The 17,776-nt window shown below is 67.4% G+C and carries 11 protein-coding genes and 2 pseudogenes; 7 read left to right on the top strand and 6 right to left on the bottom strand.

Going from position 1 to position 17,776, the window contains the following annotated elements:
* Nucleotides 1-31 precede the first annotated feature (31 nt).
* Nucleotides 32-304 (bottom strand): annotated as a pseudogene (locus C475_RS24940) (ribbon-helix-helix domain-containing protein).
* Between the two features lie 233 nt (nucleotides 305-537).
* Between C475_RS24940 and C475_RS15445 the strand changes: the two are divergent.
* Entirely contained in the window at nucleotides 538-1,479 is a 942-nt protein-coding gene (locus C475_RS15445; protein ID WP_006884791.1) for a polysaccharide deacetylase family protein, read from the top strand.
* A 105-nt stretch (nucleotides 1,480-1,584) separates the two neighbouring features.
* On the opposite strand, the gene C475_RS15450 is transcribed toward C475_RS15445, so the two are convergent.
* Nucleotides 1,585-1,980, bottom strand: coding sequence for a hypothetical protein (locus C475_RS15450; RefSeq protein WP_152436455.1), 396 nt, complete (start codon nucleotides 1,978-1,980; stop codon nucleotides 1,585-1,587).
* A gap of 340 nt (nucleotides 1,981-2,320) precedes the next feature.
* Here C475_RS15450 and C475_RS15455 point away from each other — a divergent pair, with 340 nt between their 5' ends.
* Nucleotides 2,321-3,931 (top strand): alkaline phosphatase family protein, encoded by a 1,611-nt coding sequence (locus C475_RS15455; RefSeq protein ID WP_006884793.1) that lies wholly within the window; start codon nucleotides 2,321-2,323, stop codon nucleotides 3,929-3,931.
* A gap of 161 nt (nucleotides 3,932-4,092) precedes the next feature.
* Nucleotides 4,093-5,112 carry a lipid II:glycine glycyltransferase FemX gene (locus C475_RS15460; protein ID WP_006884794.1) on the top strand — a complete coding sequence of 340 codons (1,020 nt, stop codon included), beginning with the start codon at nucleotides 4,093-4,095 and terminating at the stop codon, nucleotides 5,110-5,112.
* 46 nt (nucleotides 5,113-5,158) lie between these two features.
* On the opposite strand, the gene C475_RS15465 is transcribed toward C475_RS15460, so the two are convergent.
* The 3 genes from C475_RS15465 to C475_RS15475 all read right to left on the bottom strand — a co-directional run bounded on the left by C475_RS15465 (nucleotide 5,159) and on the right by C475_RS15475 (nucleotide 8,991).
* Nucleotides 5,159-6,406 carry a prenyltransferase/squalene oxidase repeat-containing protein gene (locus tag C475_RS15465; protein WP_006884795.1) on the bottom strand — a complete coding sequence of 416 codons (1,248 nt, stop codon included), beginning with the start codon at nucleotides 6,404-6,406 and terminating at the stop codon, nucleotides 5,159-5,161.
* A gap of 157 nt (nucleotides 6,407-6,563) precedes the next feature.
* A complete protein-coding gene (locus C475_RS15470; RefSeq protein WP_049930727.1) occupies nucleotides 6,564-7,565 on the bottom strand; it encodes a GNAT family N-acetyltransferase in 1,002 nt (333 codons plus the stop codon).
* A gap of 229 nt (nucleotides 7,566-7,794) precedes the next feature.
* The gene (locus C475_RS15475; protein ID WP_152436456.1) at nucleotides 7,795-8,991 is read right to left on the bottom strand and encodes a carboxylate--amine ligase; all 1,197 of its coding nucleotides are present in this window, start codon (nucleotides 8,989-8,991) and stop codon (nucleotides 7,795-7,797) included.
* Nucleotides 8,992-9,249: 258 nt separating this feature from the next.
* Here C475_RS15475 and C475_RS15480 point away from each other — a divergent pair, with 258 nt between their 5' ends.
* From C475_RS15480 to C475_RS15490, 3 genes are all read left to right on the top strand, one after another.
* On the top strand, nucleotides 9,250-10,488 hold the full coding sequence (locus tag C475_RS15480; protein ID WP_006884798.1) for a hypothetical protein: 1,239 nt from the start codon (nucleotides 9,250-9,252) through the stop codon (nucleotides 10,486-10,488).
* A 193-nt stretch (nucleotides 10,489-10,681) separates the two neighbouring features.
* Nucleotides 10,682-11,869 (top strand): glycosyltransferase family 4 protein, encoded by a 1,188-nt coding sequence (locus C475_RS15485; protein WP_006884799.1) that lies wholly within the window; start codon nucleotides 10,682-10,684, stop codon nucleotides 11,867-11,869.
* A gap of 429 nt (nucleotides 11,870-12,298) precedes the next feature.
* The gene (locus C475_RS15490) at nucleotides 12,299-14,761 is read left to right on the top strand and encodes a PKD domain-containing protein (protein ID WP_006884800.1); all 2,463 of its coding nucleotides are present in this window, start codon (nucleotides 12,299-12,301) and stop codon (nucleotides 14,759-14,761) included.
* A gap of 453 nt (nucleotides 14,762-15,214) precedes the next feature.
* On the opposite strand, the gene C475_RS15495 is transcribed toward C475_RS15490, so the two are convergent.
* Nucleotides 15,215-17,005, bottom strand: a complete 1,791-nt coding sequence (locus C475_RS15495) for an asparagine synthase-related protein (protein WP_006884801.1) — start codon at nucleotides 17,003-17,005, stop codon at nucleotides 15,215-15,217.
* Between the two features lie 262 nt (nucleotides 17,006-17,267).
* Between C475_RS15495 and C475_RS15500 the strand changes: the two are divergent.
* Nucleotides 17,268-17,776, top strand: a pseudogene (locus tag C475_RS15500) (hypothetical protein); the annotation flags it as partial.

The following is a 17,776-nucleotide window of genomic DNA, read 5'->3' on the forward strand; positions in this document are numbered from 1 at the left end:
GCGTGGAGAGAACTTCCAACCCCACTCGTCGTCACTCGGCGTCTGTCCCATACTTCTCCCGCATCTCCTCGCTCGAAATCCTCACCGTCGTCGAACTGTGCTTCGCTAATCGCCAGATCCTTCCAGACGCCCGCCCTCTCGGGATGATTTACGGAGTCGCGGAGTGCATAACGGATAAACTCACTCCGGCTGTTGAATCCCGTTCACGCCACGTCTCGTCGACCACGTCGAGAAACGACCGGGCAATTCGGAGATTGATCCGGTCGATCTCGGGATCGTTCCCGTCCGAATCAGTTTTCGACATACAGGCGCACGTCGGACGCACACACACACAAAACACTATTGGCGTTCTCGGGACTGTCCGAGTGGGGCGACGAAATGTCTGTGCTTCCTCAGGAAGGCTCCGAACGCAGGGCGAGGGTAGTACGAGGAGGCACGGCATGGTCAGATCGTCTCGAGGGTCCTCGTATGGACCCTATAATTAAGCCGTATCTGCGCCACGTGTCATCTGAACGAGGATACCCTGCTCGATCTCCAATGAGTGATAGCGAACACGAGTTCAGTCTGTGTCTCACGCACGACGTCGACCGACCGTACAAGACCTGGGCGCACGCGCTGTTCTACACCGCGCTGGAGCGAGAGCCGAGCCACCTCACCGCGCTCCGTCCGGAGGCTAACCCCTACTGGCAGTTCGACCGGATCGCCCGGATCGAGGACGAACTCGGCGTCCGCTCGGCCTTTTACTTCCTCTCGGAGCCGCCACTGACCGAGAAGTCGACGACCCAGCTCCGCGACTGGAACGAGTGGGTCCAGCTGCTCTTCCGGTACGACCTCACCCGGCCGGAGATCGCAGAAACGATGTGGAAACTCGCCGACGGCGGCTGGGAGGTCGGGCTCCACGGCTCGTACGACTCCTGCGACGACCGCGAGCGGTTGGCCCACGAGAAGGGCCGCATCGAACGAACGCTCGGCGAGGAGATCACTGGGGGCCGCCAGCACTACCTCAACCTCGACCCGCCCGAGTCGTGGCGCCACCACCGAGCGATCGGACTCGACTACGACGCGACCCTCGGCGCCGACACCTACGGGTTCCAGCACGGCTACGACGTTCGGCGGCCGTTCGACGACGAGTTCGCAGTCTTCCCGCTGACGTTCATGGAGACGGACCTGCCCGACCCCGGGGCGTCCTTCGAAGAGGCGTGGGCCGTCTGCGCGGACCTGCTCGACGAAGCGGCGGCCAACGACGCGGTAATGACGGTGCTGTGGCACCCGCGGTACTTCGCGTCCGAAGAGTTTCCCGGCCACACCCGGCTGTACCGCCGGCTGATCGAGACGGCCGAGGAGATGGACGCCTGGATCGGCTCCCCCGGCGCGTACTACTCGCGACATATCGCTGACGGACGGACCCCGAGGGAAGTCGAGGACATGGGGGCGCCCGAGAGCGGACTCGACGCGTCTGGCGACGGTCGCACTTCGTGACTGCGGGCCACGACAGCCGTCGTCGACCGACGAGGCACGGGGCCGATACCGACGAAACCGAGCGGATGCTGGCGGCACTCAGCGGCTGCCGACGGGACCGAGCGGTCACTGACGGATCCACTCGGCGACCCGTTTCTGTGCCCGGTGGTACTGGGCCTCGACCTCGCTCTCGACGGGCGCGCCGAGTCGCTCCTGCGTAGAGACGTAGCGTTCGAGGACCGCTACCTCGTCCTCGTATCGATTCGCATCGCGGTACAGCCGTGCCAGATCGGTGTAGAACACCGCCGGGAGGTCGCCGAAGTTCGCGAGGTCTTCGACCACCAGCTGTTCGGCCTCGGCCAACTCGATACACCACCGGAGCAGGTCTTCGAGTTCGTCGTGTCGACCGTCGGACCGAAGTTGCTCGACCTCCGGCCTCGCCTCGACGTAGTGACCGAACTCGTACTCGTCGTCGGTCGCGAGGCCGGTCGACTCCACCGCAGTTCCGTGGTCGGTCTCCACACCCCGGTCCGAACGTCGCTCCCGGAATACGAGTGCGACGAGAACCTCGAACGCGTGTTCGAAGAACCGTTTGACCATGTACGGTGGTACAAACGGTCAATAATCAGTATACGCCCGATAACGAACGATAGCTAACCGTCCGACAGCCCGGATACACTGCCATTTAGCCGGCGGCTACCGGAACACGACTCGCGGTGTACCTGGATCGTGAGCGGCGCTCCATCCCGCGCGGTCGGCCACTCGATCGCTTGACGGCTCGTCCCAGTGGACTACACTGACTGCGAACGGGCGGCCGAATACACTCAATAACAAAGCGATCTACCACCGCGTCTCACGAGGTATGCAAGCGCTGGTCGTCGGGATCGACGCCGCCTGTTATCCCGTGCTCGATCCGCTGTTCGAAGCGGACGCGATACCGACGCTCGAACGGCTCTTCGAGGGAGGCGCGAGCGGGCCGCTGGAGTCCCAAATTCCGCCGTGGACGGCCAGCGCGTGGCCGTCGCTGTACTCCGGGAAGAATCCGGGCAAACACGGCATCTACGATTTCGTCACCTTCGAGGGGTACGACTGGCGGGTCGTCTCTGCGGCGGACCTGCGCGAGCCGCCACTGTGGCAACTGCTCGACGAGAACGGCGTATCGAGCGTCGTCGTCAACGCCCCCGTTACCGCTCCCGTACGCCCGTTCGACGGAGCGCTCGTTCCTGGCTACATGGCGCCGGAAGACCCGACCTGTCACCCTGACGGGCTCCGCTCTGAGATCCGGGACGCGATCGGGCCCTACCGGGTGTATCCAGAACACACCGGCGAGACGGTATCCCGGACAGAGGCGCGGGCGGAGTACCTGGCGCTGACGGCGATGCGAGGCGAGGCGTTCCGCTATCTCGCCGACCGGTTCGACCCCGAGTTCGGGTTCGTCCAGTTTCAGCAGACCGACACGCTGTTTCACGAGTTCCCCGACGACCCGGCGCTCGTTCGGGACGTGTACGCGGCCGTCGACAGCGAGGTCGAGGAGATCCTCTCCGCCTGCGATCCGGACACCGTCTTCGTTGTCAGCGACCACGGCATGGGGCCGTACGACGGCCACGAGGTGCGAACGAACGAGATCCTCCGGATGGAGGGGTACGTATCGACGACGACCGAGGGCACAGGGATGCCGACGTGGTCGACGGTCAGGGACGGTCGGCTGACCGCGCGGGCCGACGACGAGGAGTCCGGGACGGGCGCCGTCGAGCGTATCATGGCGGGTCTGTCGGCGGTCGGGCTGACGAGCCAGCGCATCGGCCGCGCCTGCGAGCGACTCGGCATCGACGGGGTCGTCCGCGAACTCGCCCCCGCCCGAGCGGTCCGGGCCGGATCCGAACGGGTCGCGTTCGCCTCCTCCGAGGCGTACGTGCGCTCGCGGATCGAACTCGGCGTCCGGATGAACGTGGCGGGTCGAGACCCCGAGGGGACCGTCCCACAGCGCCGGTACGAGGAAGTCCGCAGTTCGCTCATCGACCTGCTGGCCGGTCTGGAAACGCCCGACGGCCGGCCGGCGTTCGAGGAAGTCGCGCCACGGGAGGCGTACTTCCACGGGCCGGCGGCCGAGGAGGCCGTCGACATCGTGACAGTGCCCCACGAGTTCGACCAGTTCCTCTCGGCGACCGTCGGAACGGAGCCGTTCGGCGAGCCGTCCGAACCCTGGAACCACAAGCGCGAGGGGGTCATCGCGGCAGCGGGCAACCGAGTCGATACCGACGGTGACTTCGGATCGCCACACCTGTTCGACGTCGCGCCGACGGTCATGGCGGCGATGGGCGTCCCGTACGACGAGCGCATGGACGGGCGCCCGCTCCCGTTCGTCCCGTCGCACGGCGAGAGACGGTACCCCACCCGGAAGGAAACGGCTGGAGATACCGTCAGCGACTCGGTCGTCCAGGAGCGGCTCGCTGACCTCGGATACCTGGAATGATTCCCCTCTGTGAGGCCCGTTCCGGATTCGTACCCGTTCGCACCCACCGGGGACGACGGTGGTATCGCCCCGGGAATAGAGTCGGTACCAACGGAGGCGAGACTGGTGGCGAACCGGTATTGAGCTATTAACAATTGTCGGTACCGCGCTGCTATGGACTGATGGGTATCGACGTTCAGAGTGCCGAAGAGGGGGATATTCAGGCGTGGAACGACCGCGTGTCGCGCTCGCCACAGGGGACCCTGTTCCACCTGTACGAGTCGCTCGAACTACAGGCGACCTACGCCGGAGCGACGCTGCATCCGCTGGTCGGATTCAAGGGCGAAGAACCGGTCGGTGTGTTCCCGCTGTTCGAGGCGTCGAAGGGGCCGATCCGCGGCGCGTTCTCCCCACCGCCGGACCTGCGGATCCCCCATCTCGGTCCGGCGATGCTCAACATGGGGAAGCTGAAACAGCGCAAGCGCGACCGACGGCGACAGCGGTTCGTCGAGGGCTGTTTCGACTGGGTCGAGTCCGAGGTCGCCCCGAGATACGGTCACATCCGGACCAGCGGCCGCTACGACGACCTGCGACCGTTCAAGTGGAACGACTGGTCGGCGACCCCGTCGTACACGTACATCGTGGACCTGAACGGCGGCGCCGAGGAGCTCCTCGGCCGGTTCAGCAGCGACGCGCGGTCGAACGTCCGCAACGCCGACGAGGACCGGTACGAGATCACGGTCGGCGGGGGGGAAGCGATCGAGTCCATCCTCGAACAGGTCTCGAACCGCTACAACTCCCAGGGCATCGCGTTCGACCTGCCCACGGAGTTCGCGGTCGACCTCTACGAACGCCTCCCCGACGGGCACCTGAAACCGTACGTGTGCCGCGTCGACGGGGAGTTCGTCGGGGGAATGCTGATCCTCGATTTCGACGATACCGTGTCGCGCTGGCAGGGCGGCGTTCGGACCGACCTCGACGTCGGGCTGCCCGTGAACGACCTCCTGGACTGGCGCGTGATGCAGGACGCGATCGAAGCCGGTCGATCGGCCTACGACCTCGTCGGCGCCGAGAACCAGCGGATCAACCGGTACAAGGCGAAGTTCAACCCCGAACTGGAGTCGTTCTACAGCGCCGAGTACTCCGAGCTGGGCGTCGGCGTCCTCTCGTCGCTCTACAAGCGGTTCCAGGGGTACAAGTAACCGCGCGGACGCCGGCACTCCCGGCGCCGACCCCTGGCGCTGGAACTCACTCCTCGCCCGACAGACGGCGGTCCGTCCTGTCGGCACGGTCGTCGAGGCGGGCGAGAAACTCCGAGAGGGCGAACGCCATCCAGGCCACGCACCACCGCATCAGGACGTGGCGTTTCGTGTAGAACCGATGGTTTCGGAAGTAGAACCGACCGTCCCCGCAGTAGAGATGGTCGAGCGTCCAGTCGACGATCCGCGCGGCGAACTCGATATCACCGGCGTAGGTGAAGACGAGGACGCCGTTCGCCGCCGCGTGTACGTCCCGCGGATATGCGTTCGACTCGTCGAAGTTCGGCGCGCCGGACTCCTCGAACAGCACGTCGCGGTAGAAGGTGAGTGCGCGGTCGATCGTCCCGTCGAACCGCTGGGTGTCGACCACCTCCCGGAACCGGAGGAACGATTCGAGCACGAAGGCGTTGTGGTGGTTGTCCATCGAGAGGTGTGAGTCCGACGGCGGGTCGCGGTAGTACCACCCCCCTTCGTCGGTCTGGCGGTCGGCGACGTACGAGAGGATCCGGGCCGCCTTCCGGCGGTCGGACTCCCGGCCGAAACGCGCGTGAAGGTCGGTCAACAGGCGGGCGCCGAGCGCGTTGGCGTTGATCGTGATCGACGAATCCGGGTGGTTGAGGTGGTAATCGATCGCGGCGCCCCCCTCGACGGAGCGATAGTCAAGGTCGCACTCGACGAACGCCGAGGCCGTCTTCGCGATGGCCGGAAACTGCGGGTCGAGTTCGCCGGCGGCCAGCAGCGCCTTGACGGCGTAGGAGGTCGAGACTACGTCGGGGTCGTTCGGGTGGCCGCGCCCGTCGAGGTGCTGGATCGGGTGGTTGTGCCCGCCGCAGAAGCCGCTGAAGCCGAGACTCCGGTTGCGGACGAGCCACGCCGCGAGCTCGTGACCCTCCTCCGCGTAGTCGACGTCGCCGCCGCCCAGATCCAGGTGGGCGGCGTTGCAGTTGGCCATCGCGAACAGGGCGGTCCCCTTGTAGTTTCGACGCTGCTCGACGCGCAACAGCGGACGGATGTTGACCGGCGGTCGCTTGGCGAGTTCCTGGACCGCGATGTTCAGCCACTTGCTGTCGACCGGTGCGGCCCGCAACAGCCGACTGCTCATGCCGTCGCCGTAGTCCCAACCGCGGTACGACCGGTCTCGGGCGTACGCGAGCGTGTCTCGGAGCACGTCCGCGACCGGGTTCGCTTCGCCGGTCGGCCGCTGGTCTTCGCCACTGCCGTCTAACCGGTCGCTCACAGGCATCGGTCGAGACGAGGTGTGACGCGAGTGGTCACCGACCCTCGGCGACCGAACTGGGATCTATCCGGCGACCCGGTCCCGCCGTGACGCGGGTTCGGTCGGGTCTGCACTGGGCGAGATGGCGCTGTCGTGGATGCCGGCGAGTCGGGGAGCATCAGTTGGAGATGAGGGAGTAGGCGCGCTTGGCCACCGACATCTGCGCCCCGGCCGACTCGACGGTGTTGTACGCGACGAGGTCGGCGCCGAACTTGGACTTGTACCGACAGAGGTTGGGGGTGTTGGCGCCGACCAGGTCGTAGCCCCACACGTCCGGAGCGTCGCCGCGTATGATGTCGGCGATGATCCGCCAGTGGAGGTAGCTGTTGACGCTGGCGCCGTCGTAGTCTGCACGCACGCCACCTTGCCAGAACGCGGCGACGTCGTCGGAGTAGAGGACGACGATCCCGCCGAGGAACGCTCCGTTCGCGTCGCGAGCGGTGTAGACGCGACACCGGTCGCGCAGCGTCCCGACGAGGTCGCGGAAGTACTCTCGACCGACCGGGAACGTCTCGTCTTGTTCGGCGTATCGGTCGGCGACGTCGTCGTAGATCCGTTCCGCCGCCTCCGTTCCCTCGAGAGAGACGGAGACGTCGGCCGCTTCCGCTCGGCGGATCTCCCGCCTGAGACTCTTGCTGAACTGGCTCCTGATCGACTCGGTGGTCTCCGACCGCAGGTCGAGAACGTAGGTGAACGATTGGCTGACGTCCATATCTGCCCACTGGAACGGGCGGGGGTCGTCGTACGTCATGGGGCAGACGAACCGGACCAGCGACCGTGCGGAGTCGGCACCGACTTCGTCGAGGACGAGTTCGACGAAGTTCCGATTGACCGATTCGCGTTTTCGCTGCTTCGGACTGGTCGGCATCACGATCGGCCCGAGTCGCGGCACAGACATCCCCGGGGGCGGTGAGGTGACGAGTCTCCCGCCGGCTCTCGAACCGACGAACACCGGAAACAGGCCGACCGGAACCTCGCCTTTGAACGCGCCGTACAGCCGCAGCGTCGCATCGGTGTGTGCTTCGAGCACCCGGAGCGCTTGCGGCGTGTGGAACACCTCGAACCCACCCTGCGGGAGGGCAGCTTCCCACTCGTCTATCCCCATCTCTTCGATACGCATGTGTTTCGGGTACCGCTCCGGGAAGCATCCGCTTTGTTTTACGTTCTATAACGGGCGACGGAGGCCGGTCAAATACCGATTACCGGAGCCCGATAGGAGTGTCGGACGTCACGTCCGATAGCGGCGCTTCGGAGCGGAACGAACACCGCGCGAGAACGACTATCGCAGAAGTGCAGTCCGTCGATCCGTGAGACGGGGGACGGAGGACGGCGCAGTTACGGCACGTAGTTCAGGCGGGCGGTTCGTCGGTCGCCGCTCCGGCGACGTACTGCCTGCCGCCGGAGTCCTCGGCGGCGAGCGCGTCCCGGATGGCACTGAGAAACAGTCGCGGATCGTCGAGACGGATGTAGTCGAACCGCGGGTCCCTGAGACAGGAGGCGGCGACCTCGAACAGCGTCTCCCCGAACGCCGGGCGGTCGAGGAACGGCGAGTCGTCGCTGCGGATACTCGACAGGTGCGAGAGTTCGCCGTAGGCCATGTGCGTCCCGACGCCGGTCTCGTACGTCGGGTCGATCGCCTCGGGTTCGCCGCGCGCCCGGAGCCAGTAGTAGTACGGGAAGTCGGCGTTCGCGCGGGTGGCGGCGGGCAACGACTGCCAGACTCGCGGGTTGAGTTCGAGGAATTTCCACTCGCCGGTCTCCTCGTCCCTGGCGTACTCGGCGCAGACCAGGCCGTGCCAGTCGAGGTGAGAGAGCAGGCGGTTCGCCACCCGCTCGACACCCTGGGAGTAGGCGGAGACGCGGTAGACCGCCCCGCCGCCGACCCAGGAGTTACTGCGGATCTGCTTGTGCTGGCACGTCGCCAGCGGCTCCCCGTGGTCCCACAGCCCGCAGTACAGGTACCGGTCGCTCTCGTGGATGTAGTCCTGTACGATCGGGTCGTGGGCCATCTCGGCGCGGATCGCCGCGGGGTCGGGCTCCTCGCCCGCTTCGAGGAATCGGACGCTCCGGGACTCCTCGGCGTCGTCGGCCGACAGCGAGTCGACGTAGTCGCTGGTCAGCAGGTTGTATCGCGACTTGATCACCACGTCCGAGTCCCACTCGTCGACGTCGGAGAGCCGGCGGGTCCGCGCCTGCGGGACGCCCGCCCGCCGCGCCTCCTCGGAGAGCCGTATCCGGTCCTGGGCCTTCCCCAGCGTGTCGAGGTCCGGCGTCACGAGCGAGACGTACTCCTCGAAGCGGTCGCGGTACTTCGCGAAGAGATACGTGTCGCACTCCCGGATCGGGAGGATCGTCTCGATGTCCGAACGGGCGGCGATATCCAGCAGCGCGTCCCTGTAAGCCGTCAGCTCCTCGGGGGCCGCCGACAGCTGCACCTGCTCGGAACAGTATCGCGAGGAGAAATGGGGGATCCGTTCGTGTTCGGACGCCACGACCGTTCGGACGCCGCGCTCGGCGAGCGAGCGCATACACGCGTAACTTTTCATCTGGCGCGCCGTCGGAATGAGCACTGCGCCCCCGGATGTCCGTCCCGTTGCCATGTTCGATGGAGGAGAGATTCGCACAGACGAATATCAGTATACAGCCGCTAACACCGGGTACTCGGGCGATGCGTCCCGGGAGCAGGCGGACTATAACAAAGGGGCGGCGTGGGGGATACCCGGGAGAGAACGCGATGATCGAGTCACCTCCGAGGAGGGTCGACGGGAGCGGCGACTCCCCCGGCCGCCGGCCCCGACGATCCCATGCAAAGCCAGAGTGATACCCACGGTCGGACCGCGGAACCGGGAGAGAGCTCCGCCGAGGGTCGCGCGGTCGCGAGGTCGGTCCTCGAAGCCACGCTGACGTACGCTCGCGAACGTGACTACACCGGCTGGGACCTCTACGACGGCGAGAGCAGTCGGATCCTCCGGGCGCTCCCTGTCGAGAGCAAGTGGCTGAACCTCGCCGTCCAGCAGTCGGTCCGCCGCTCGCCCGTCAACATTCGGCCGCTGCTCCTCGTCGAACAGCGGCGCAACCCGATGGGGACGGCGCTGTTCTCGGTGGCGAACCTCACCGCCTACGACGTGACCGGCGACGAGCGGTACCGCGCCGAGGCCCGCCGGCTCGCCGACTGGGTCGTCGAGAACCAGGTCGACGGCTACGGCGGGTTCTGCATCGGACACAGCCACCCCCTGCAGGGGCTCTCGAAGCGGACGACGCCGGACGTCCCCGGCGTCGTCGGCACGTCGTGGTCGACGAAGGCGCTGCTCGCCGCGGGCGAGCGGTTCGACGGCCCGTACCACGAGGTGGCGGCCAGCGCCGCCGACTTCGTGTTCGAGACGCTGGGCTACGGCGAGGCCCCCACCGGGGCGCGCATCAACTACAAGGCGACCGACACGGGCGACCACTACACGCTCAACGCCAACGCGCTCGGCGCGCGACTACTGGTCGACCTCTACGACGCCTTCGGCGACGCGACGCACCGAGCCCGCGCCGAACGGATCCTCGAATACGTGGCCGCCCAGCAGACCGACCGCGGCGGCTGGATGTATCGCGACCCGCCCGAGGCGTCGCACCTCTCGATGGACAACTTCCACAACGGGTTCATCGTCCAGTCGTTCCTGCGGTACCGGGAGGTGTGCGACCCGGAGGCGTTCGCGACGACCGTCGACGACGCCGTGGCGTTCTACCGGGAGCTGTTCACGGCCGACGGCGCGCCCCACTTCGACGAGTCGAACGAGTTCCCGCGTGATATCCACTCCTCGGCCCAGGGCGTGATCGTGTTCTCGATGCTCGGCGAGTTCGACCGCGCCGAGGCGATCCTCGACTGGGCGCGGGAGAACCTCTCGGACGGAGGCGGGCGCTTCTTCCACGAGCAACAGCGGTTCTACACCGATCGCACGACGCTGATGCGCTGGTGTCAGGCCTGGATGGCCTACGCGGTGGGCGAGTACCTGCGGCGGACCGGCGCGGCGGAGCCGAGCCCGCGGACCACGGCCTGAGACGCGTCGGACGCCCCCGGGCGGGGCTCTCGCCCTCTCAGACTGCCACGCTCCGGCCCGTCGTTCGCTCCGGGAGCGGCCGGTTCCGGTCGCGGTCCGACGAGCGAGCGGGCCCTCCGCATCCGGTCGCGAAGCGACGAGCGGGCGGGAATGTCCTCCATAACAAAATTTCACACCCGAGACGACCCGATCGATGTTCGACAGTTCGGCGGGTGAGACGGCCGGGGCGGACGCGGTGACCGGCGGTTCGTCCGACGGCGTTCGGCGCCGGCCGGGAGACGAGGGGGCCACCGCGTCGGGAGGCGACGGTGCGACGCCGCGACTCCCGGACGACTTCGAGGTGGTCGTCGTCGGGCCGACCCACGGCGGTGGGATAGTCAGCTACATCACCAACCAGACCGAGCGCCTGACGGACCACGTGTCGGTCACCGTCCACGACTCCGGTGCGCCGCCGAGGGGATCCGGACCGGTCCGGTTCCTCTCCGGGCTGGTGATGGCGCTCGTCGCGCTCGTTCGGTTCGCGACCCGCTCGCCCCCTGACGTGGTCCACGTCCACACGTCCCATCACTTCTCGTTCTACCGGAAGGGGCTGTACGTCTTCTTCGCGACGTACGTCTGGGACGTGCCCGTCCTCGTCCACGTCCACGGGTCGGGGTTCGACGAGTTCGTGGCGACGGACAACCGACTGGTCGCGGCGTACCAGCGCGCCGTCTTCGGCGCCTGTGACGGAATAATCGTCCTCTCCGAGCACTGGAAGGACGTCGTAGCCGCCCGCGCGCCCCGGTCCAAGCTGCGCGTGATCCCCAACGCCGTCGATCCGGGGGCCTACCGGGCCGACCCGACCGACGAACGGCCCCATCTCGTGCTGGTCTCCAACCTGATCGAGCGGAAAGGGGTCGCGGAGCTCGCGTCGGCGGTCGAGACGCTGGCCGACAGACATCCGGACGGATTCCGCGTCTCCATCGCGGGCGACGGCCCGCTGTCCGACAGGGTCGAGCGCCTGGCGGCGACCCACGAGGAGGTCACCTACCACGGCTACGTCTCCGAGGAGCGAAAGCGGGAACTCCTCGCCGACGGGTCGATATACGTGCTCCCGACCTACGCCGAGGGGCTCCCGATCGCGATGCTCGAAGGGATGGCGGGCGCGAACGCCGTCGTCTCGACGGAGGTCGCCGCGATCCCGGAGGTCATCGACGACGACCGGGGGATTCTCGTCGAGCCCGGCGACGCCGAGGCGCTCGTCGACGCCCTCGAAGCGCTGCTGACCGACCCCGAGCGGCGGACCCGGATGGCCGAGAACAACCGCCGCGCCGTCGAGGCGGAGTACTCCTGGCGGTCCGCTATCGACGAACTGCTCCGGACGTACGCGACCTACGCGTAGGACACCGTCGTCCGATCCGCTCGCTTTCGCGGCCTCGCTGCTCGCGATGCGGGGAGCCGTAGCTCCGCCCCGTGGTCCGTTCTCGTCGTGTGCTGACGACTTCCCCCGTCGGACGGCTCCGTCGCGGATCGATCGAGTCGTCCGTCCGAGTCGTCCGTCCAGCGATAACTGACGGCCACTCCCGAGCGTGCGACAGGCGAGAAACGAGCGATTACCGCGGGATCCGGTCGGGAAAGCACGTCCTAACGCCCGTCTTCGCGGGTGTGGAGCGAGCGGCGGCGGTGGATAGAGTGGGTACTATCCCGGGGCAATCTGGTTCCTTTCCGGGAGTAAGCCGTACGTTCGGGCGTACCATCGTGGAGTAACCGGGGCGTGAACGACACGGTTACCGAAAGAAGCGTTAATTCAGTATGGTAGGCATACCGGTCCATGTCGCCTCACAACGGCGAGGGTCACGGGCAAGACGAGAGCAGTTACGACGACCCTACCGGCGATGACAGGAAGTATGGACATGATACCGAAGGACGAGCGGGGTTCGACCGGCGGTCGTTCCTGAAGATCGCGGGGGTAGCCACGGCGGGGCTGGCCGCGACCGGGCTGTCGGGGACGGCCGGGGCCGCCCCGACCCGGGACAGTTTCTCCTTCGACCGCGTGGTGAACGCGGTCGACGACCTGGGGATGGACCCGAACGGGCAGAGCCCCATCGACGGGGCGCTCGACCGCGCCATCGAGAGCGGGACGCTCGTCGAGTTCCCCCCGGGTGAGTACAAGTACACCGAGTCCCACTCTTGGGACGGCGTCAGCAACGCCGGGATCGCCGGCACGGGCAGCTCCCAGCGCGACGTGACGTTCCTGCCCGAACAGGGTCACCAGGTCCGCCTCGTGAACGGCGATCTGGGCGGTCCGATCCTGCTGGAGAACTTCAGTTTCCAGCAGTACGACGACAAGAGCACGCTCCCGTGGATCCGGGTCCGGTCGCCGGGCGGCTCGCTGGTGCGCGATATCGAGTGGCTCGGCAAGACGGGGCTCGGCCCGTCGATGTCCGTCGGGTCGCCGTACGTGTTCACCTACGAGACGACGACGCAGGACGGCGTGAACGTCGCCGAGAACCTGATCATCGGTGAGGACGCCCCCGCACACGAGGCGCAGTACCCCGAGGGCGTACAGGTCTGCCGCGCGGGCGGCTCCCACGTCGGCGAAGTCGTCTACCGGAACCTGCGGTTCGTCGAGCAGAACTCGAACCCGATCCGCTACACGAACCCGCCGGGCGTCATCACCATCGAGGGCGGCGAGTTCATCGACAACACACACACCAGCCTCCGGGTCAGCGCGGGTCGCCACCCGTCGAAGCAGTCCGTCGTCGACGGTGCGTACATCTCCGTCTCCAAGGACTGGGGGAACCTGCGCGGCGGGCTCATCTGCGACTCCAGCAACGGCGGCGACGCGGGGATGGTCGTCAAGAACACCACGATCGAGTGGGACGTGAACGGGGGCGAGGTGATCGAGTTCCCCGACTGGGGCGGTCACGGTGCCGTCACGTTCCGCAACTGCATCGTCCGGAACGACGGCGGGTCGGCGACCATCGCGGCCGACGCGACGAGCGACACGAGCGACGACGCGATCACCGTCGAGAACTGCAGCTTCACCGGCAGCGGCGGCGGGTTCGTCGCCGAGAACCGCGGCGGGTCGGTCATCCGCGACTCCTGTATCGGACTGTCGGACGCGACGATCCGGGGCTTCGAGACGCAGAACGTCGGTAGCTCCGGCTGCCGAACCCCGTCGGACGGGACCGACGGATCAGCGGACAAAACCACCACGGACGAAACCGACGGGACCGAGGACACCACGGACCTCCCTAACACACTCGTCGTCCAGGGGACGGGGACGGCGACGCGGTACACGTTCACCGTCTCGGAGGAGCTACAGCCGGTCGACAGCACCATCGAGAGCCACGACACCGTCGACGGGCGGACGGCCGACGCCTGGGTGACCACGTCCTCACACGCCGACGAGTTCGCGTTCTCCGGGTCGGTGACGGCGTTCGAGTACGCCGAGGGCGGCCCCGTCGACATCACGCTGAACGGCGAGTCGGTCGCGGCCGAAGACCTCGTCGACACCAACGACGGGCCGAGCGCCGAGGTGACCGTGACTGCAACCGACGGGCTGACCGCGGAGCTGTCCGCCGAGGGATCGACGGACCCGGACGGGTCGATCGAGTCCTACGAGTGGGCGGTCGGCGACGAGACCTACTCGGGGAGCACGGCCACGCACGCGTTCGGGGACGCCGGGACGTACTCCGTCTCGCTGACCGTCACCGACGACGCCGACGCGAGCGCCAGCACCACCGCCGACGTGTCCGTCAGCGACGAGTCGCAGCTTCGCATCCAGGGAGCGGGCACGCCGACGCAGGTCGTCGTCGAGGTCAGCGGCGAACTCACCGCCCTCGAGGACACCATCGAAGTGTGGGACGAGGTCGGCGACTCCAGCGCGACGGTCTGGGTGACCGACACCGAGGACGTCGACGAGTTCACCTTCACCGGCGAACTCACCAACGTCTCGTTCAACGAGGGCGAGGCCGACGTCTTCGTCGACGGGACCGCCGTCGACCCCTCGTTGATCGGCCCGAAAGAGGAGACCCCCAAGGACCTCGAGATCCGCGGGGCGGGCACGCCGACGCAGGTCGTCGTCGAAGTGAGCGGCGAACTCACCGCCCTCGAGGACACTATCGAAGTGTGGGACGAGGTCGGCGACTCCAGCGCGACGGTCTGGGTCACCACCACCGAGGACGTCGACCGGTTCACCTTCACGGGCGAACTCACCAACGTCTCGTTCAACGAGGGCGAGGCCGACGTCTTCGTCGACGGGACCGCCGTCGACCCCTCCGACGTGTAGGCCGCGAGGCGCGACCGGCTGTCGCCCCATCGCGACCGGCCGCCTCCACACCGGGACGACCGTCGCGCCCCGACCCGACCGAATAGCGTTCGCTCGGATCTCGCACGGGACGGGGTTCAATGCGATTACCCGCAACACTACAGTGGAAACTATCGACAGTCATTCGAACCGAAACGAAACGGCGTTCGTCTCTGAAAGCGGTTCCGGCCGTCGCGGTCGGAGGGTGTGTCTCGCGACCGAACACAGCGCCAGGGGCGGTCCGTTCGACCGCCCCGACCGACTCGCGCGCCCGGATCGCTCGGCGGTTCGAACGGCCGATCGATAGCAGCGATCCGGGGAAGTCGGTCCGAGCCGCGAGCCCGTGGGACGGACCCGACCGAGAATCTCCGCGCGTCGGGCGCGCGACCCGCGCGCTCGCCGCCGGAGACCGCGAAGCGGCGACCGGCCGGTCGGTCAGTCGAAGTGCCGTTGCAGCCAGATCTCCATCGTCGTGATCGAACAGAGCGCACCCGTCTCGTCGCTCTCGCCGTCGAGGTGGCGCTGACGGCGGTCCTCGACCGCGTCGGCGTCGAGGAACCAGCGGGCGCGCGCGTCGTCGATCACCTCGTCGAGTCGCGACCGGATCTCGTCGTTGTCTCTGTACCACTGGCCGGCCATCGAGACGCCGCCGTAGGTCGGGTCGCCGAGGAGATGCGAGAGGGCGGTGCTCGCGAAGAATCCGGCGACGTGGAGCGGGTACGGGAGACTCGGCTTCAGCCGCGACCGCTCGTAGGGTATCTCGGCGAGGTCGGCGTCCAGCACTCGGATCATCTCGATCTTCGGCTTCACGACGCCGAAGATCAACTCGCCGTCCGACCCCGGGAGCGCGCCCATCCGCCAGGACGGCGGGAGCTTCGCGGCGCTCTCGAGGAAATCGCCGTCGGCGTAGGGGACTCTGGTGCCGCTCCGGCCGCGCGCGACCGGATTGCTCGCGTGCGCGAGTCGGGGGTAGTAGTTCTGGAAGTGCGCGTCGACGACCGCCTGTTCGAAGTCGGTCTCCTCGGTCCGGGTCGCTTCGCGCCGGTAGGACCCCATGGGGTCCACGTCGGCGTCGACGAGGTCTCTCACCTCCTCGGCCGCCAGCGAGGCCTCGCTGTGATACATCGAATCGACCAGCGACGACGCCTCCCGCAGGTGATACCGGCTGAGGTGCTGGCCCAAGAGTTCGCCGAGGACACCCTCCATGAGGACGTTCGGCTCGCGCCCGTCGATGTTGTCGGTCGCGGTCAGGTTGAGCGCGAAGTTCCAGTTGACCAGCCCGTCGGTCGCGTCGACCGTCTTCTCGAGCACGGGGAGAAAGCGGTCGGCCGTCAGCGGGACCGTCTCGTTGGGGAGTTCCAGCGACTCGGCCACGTCCTCGGCCAGGCGGACGTTGATACCGCCGCCGGGGTTGGCGTCGTAGGTGTACGTCGTGAGCGAGTCGAAGGCGTCGCGCTCGCGCTGGACGCGCGCGAACTCGCTGATCGTCGCGCGGCTGTCGAGCCCGCCGGAGAGCCAGACCCCCACGTCGCCCGAGACGGTGTCGGCGGTCCGGTCGACCGTCCGCTGGAACTCCGTGGTCAGCTCGTGGAAGTACTCCGCGTTCGGGTCGGCCGGCTCGTACTCCGGCCGCCAGTAGCGCCGCTCGGTCAGCTCGCCGTCGTGATACTCGACGACCGTCGCCGGGTGGACGGTCTTGACCCCCTCCAGCAGCGTCGTATCGCTCCACATGTGCCCCATGAGGAGCAGGTCGCTCACCCCCTGGGGGTCCACGCTCGGGTCGTCGAGCGCCGGCATCAGTTGCGAAGGCCCGGAGGCGAAGGCGAACCCGTCGTCGCTCCGATACACCGGCGGCCGGCTCCCGATCTTGTCGGTCGCGAGCAGGACCCGGTCCTCGTCGGGGTCGACGGCGGCGACGGTGAACGGGCCCTCGAGCGTTTCGAGGGTCCGGTCGGGGGCCATCAGCAACCGCTCGAAGATAGTCCGGGTGTCCCACCCGAGTTCGTCGCGGTTCGAGACCGCACCGTCGATCACGCCCGCGGCCCCCCCGTCGCGCCAGAACGTGTGTCCCTCCGGGTCTTTCTCGCCGTGGTGGCGGATCCCCAGCCCGTGTGACTCCGACCCGGACCGGTCCGTCCCGTACCAGGGTTCGCGGGGCATCGTGTCCAGCATGTCGTCGACGACCCCCTCGCCGACGGTGCCGCCGGCGATCCCCGTCAGTGCCATCGCGGACCCTCGGTCGTCGCGCGGGCGGCCTGTCTCCTGTCCCGCTCGTAGGCAGTTCCCGTCATCGCCCCGAAGGTATCCGGCGGGAGTCTTTGGTATACGCCTCCTAAGCGGCGAACGGGGCGACCGGGGTGTTCGAGTCGCCAGCGTCGCCGCCGGGCCGAACAGACCCCAGGGCGTCGTCCCCAGCGGGTCGGCGCCGCGAGTACAGACCTTATAACAATTCGGACAGGCCGGGAGCGGTTACTCGAACGGAGACACGATGCTCTCGAAACGCCAACTGCGACGAGTCGCGACGTGGGCCGTCGACAGCCCGAATCTGCTCGCCCGCCAGGTCAACAGAGCCTATCACACCCGGGGGTTCAACCGCGCGTTCAACCACGACGGGGTGTCGGTCGTCGACGAGGACTGGGACACCCTGATCGTGCTCGACGCCTGCCGGTACGACCTCTTCGAGGACCGGTACGACCTCCCGGGGACGCTCTCGGCCAGGGAGTCCAGAGCGGCCCACACTTCGGAGTTCATCCTCGGGAACTTCCACGAACGGGACCTGACCGACACCGTCTACGTGACTGCGAGCCCGATCCTCGAACGGGGCTACCAGCACAAGTACGACCCGTCGTTCCACGCGGTCGTCAACGTCTGGCAGGAGGACGGCTGGGACGACGAGTACAACACCGTGCTGCCGGAGACGATGGTCGAGTACGCGCTGGAGGCGGTCGAGCGCTACCCGAACAAACGGCTGGTCGTCCACTTCATGCAGCCCCATTA

The sequence above is a fragment of the Halosimplex carlsbadense 2-9-1 genome (assembly GCF_000337455.1).
Lineage (GTDB): Archaea > Halobacteriota > Halobacteria > Halobacteriales > Haloarculaceae > Halosimplex > Halosimplex carlsbadense.

Excerpts from the sequence above, each read along its gene's own strand:
- C475_RS15445 (WP_006884791.1), top strand. The coding sequence starts at position 538 with ATGAGTGATAGCGAACACGAGTTCAGTCTGTGTCTCACGCACGACGTC.
- C475_RS15455 (WP_006884793.1), top strand. The coding sequence starts at position 2,321 with ATGCAAGCGCTGGTCGTCGGGATCGACGCCGCCTGTTATCCCGTGCTC.
- C475_RS15460 (WP_006884794.1), top strand. The coding sequence starts at position 4,093 with ATGGGTATCGACGTTCAGAGTGCCGAAGAGGGGGATATTCAGGCGTGG.
- C475_RS15470 (WP_049930727.1), bottom strand. The coding sequence starts at position 7,565 with ATGCGTATCGAAGAGATGGGGATAGACGAGTGGGAAGCTGCCCTCCCG.
- C475_RS15475 (WP_152436456.1), bottom strand. The coding sequence starts at position 8,991 with ATGAAAAGTTACGCGTGTATGCGCTCGCTCGCCGAGCGCGGCGTCCGA.
- C475_RS15480 (WP_006884798.1), top strand. The coding sequence starts at position 9,250 with ATGCAAAGCCAGAGTGATACCCACGGTCGGACCGCGGAACCGGGAGAG.
- C475_RS15485 (WP_006884799.1), top strand. The coding sequence starts at position 10,682 with ATGTTCGACAGTTCGGCGGGTGAGACGGCCGGGGCGGACGCGGTGACC.
- C475_RS15490 (WP_006884800.1), top strand. The coding sequence starts at position 12,299 with ATGTCGCCTCACAACGGCGAGGGTCACGGGCAAGACGAGAGCAGTTAC.
- C475_RS15495 (WP_006884801.1), bottom strand. The coding sequence starts at position 17,005 with ATGGCACTGACGGGGATCGCCGGCGGCACCGTCGGCGAGGGGGTCGTC.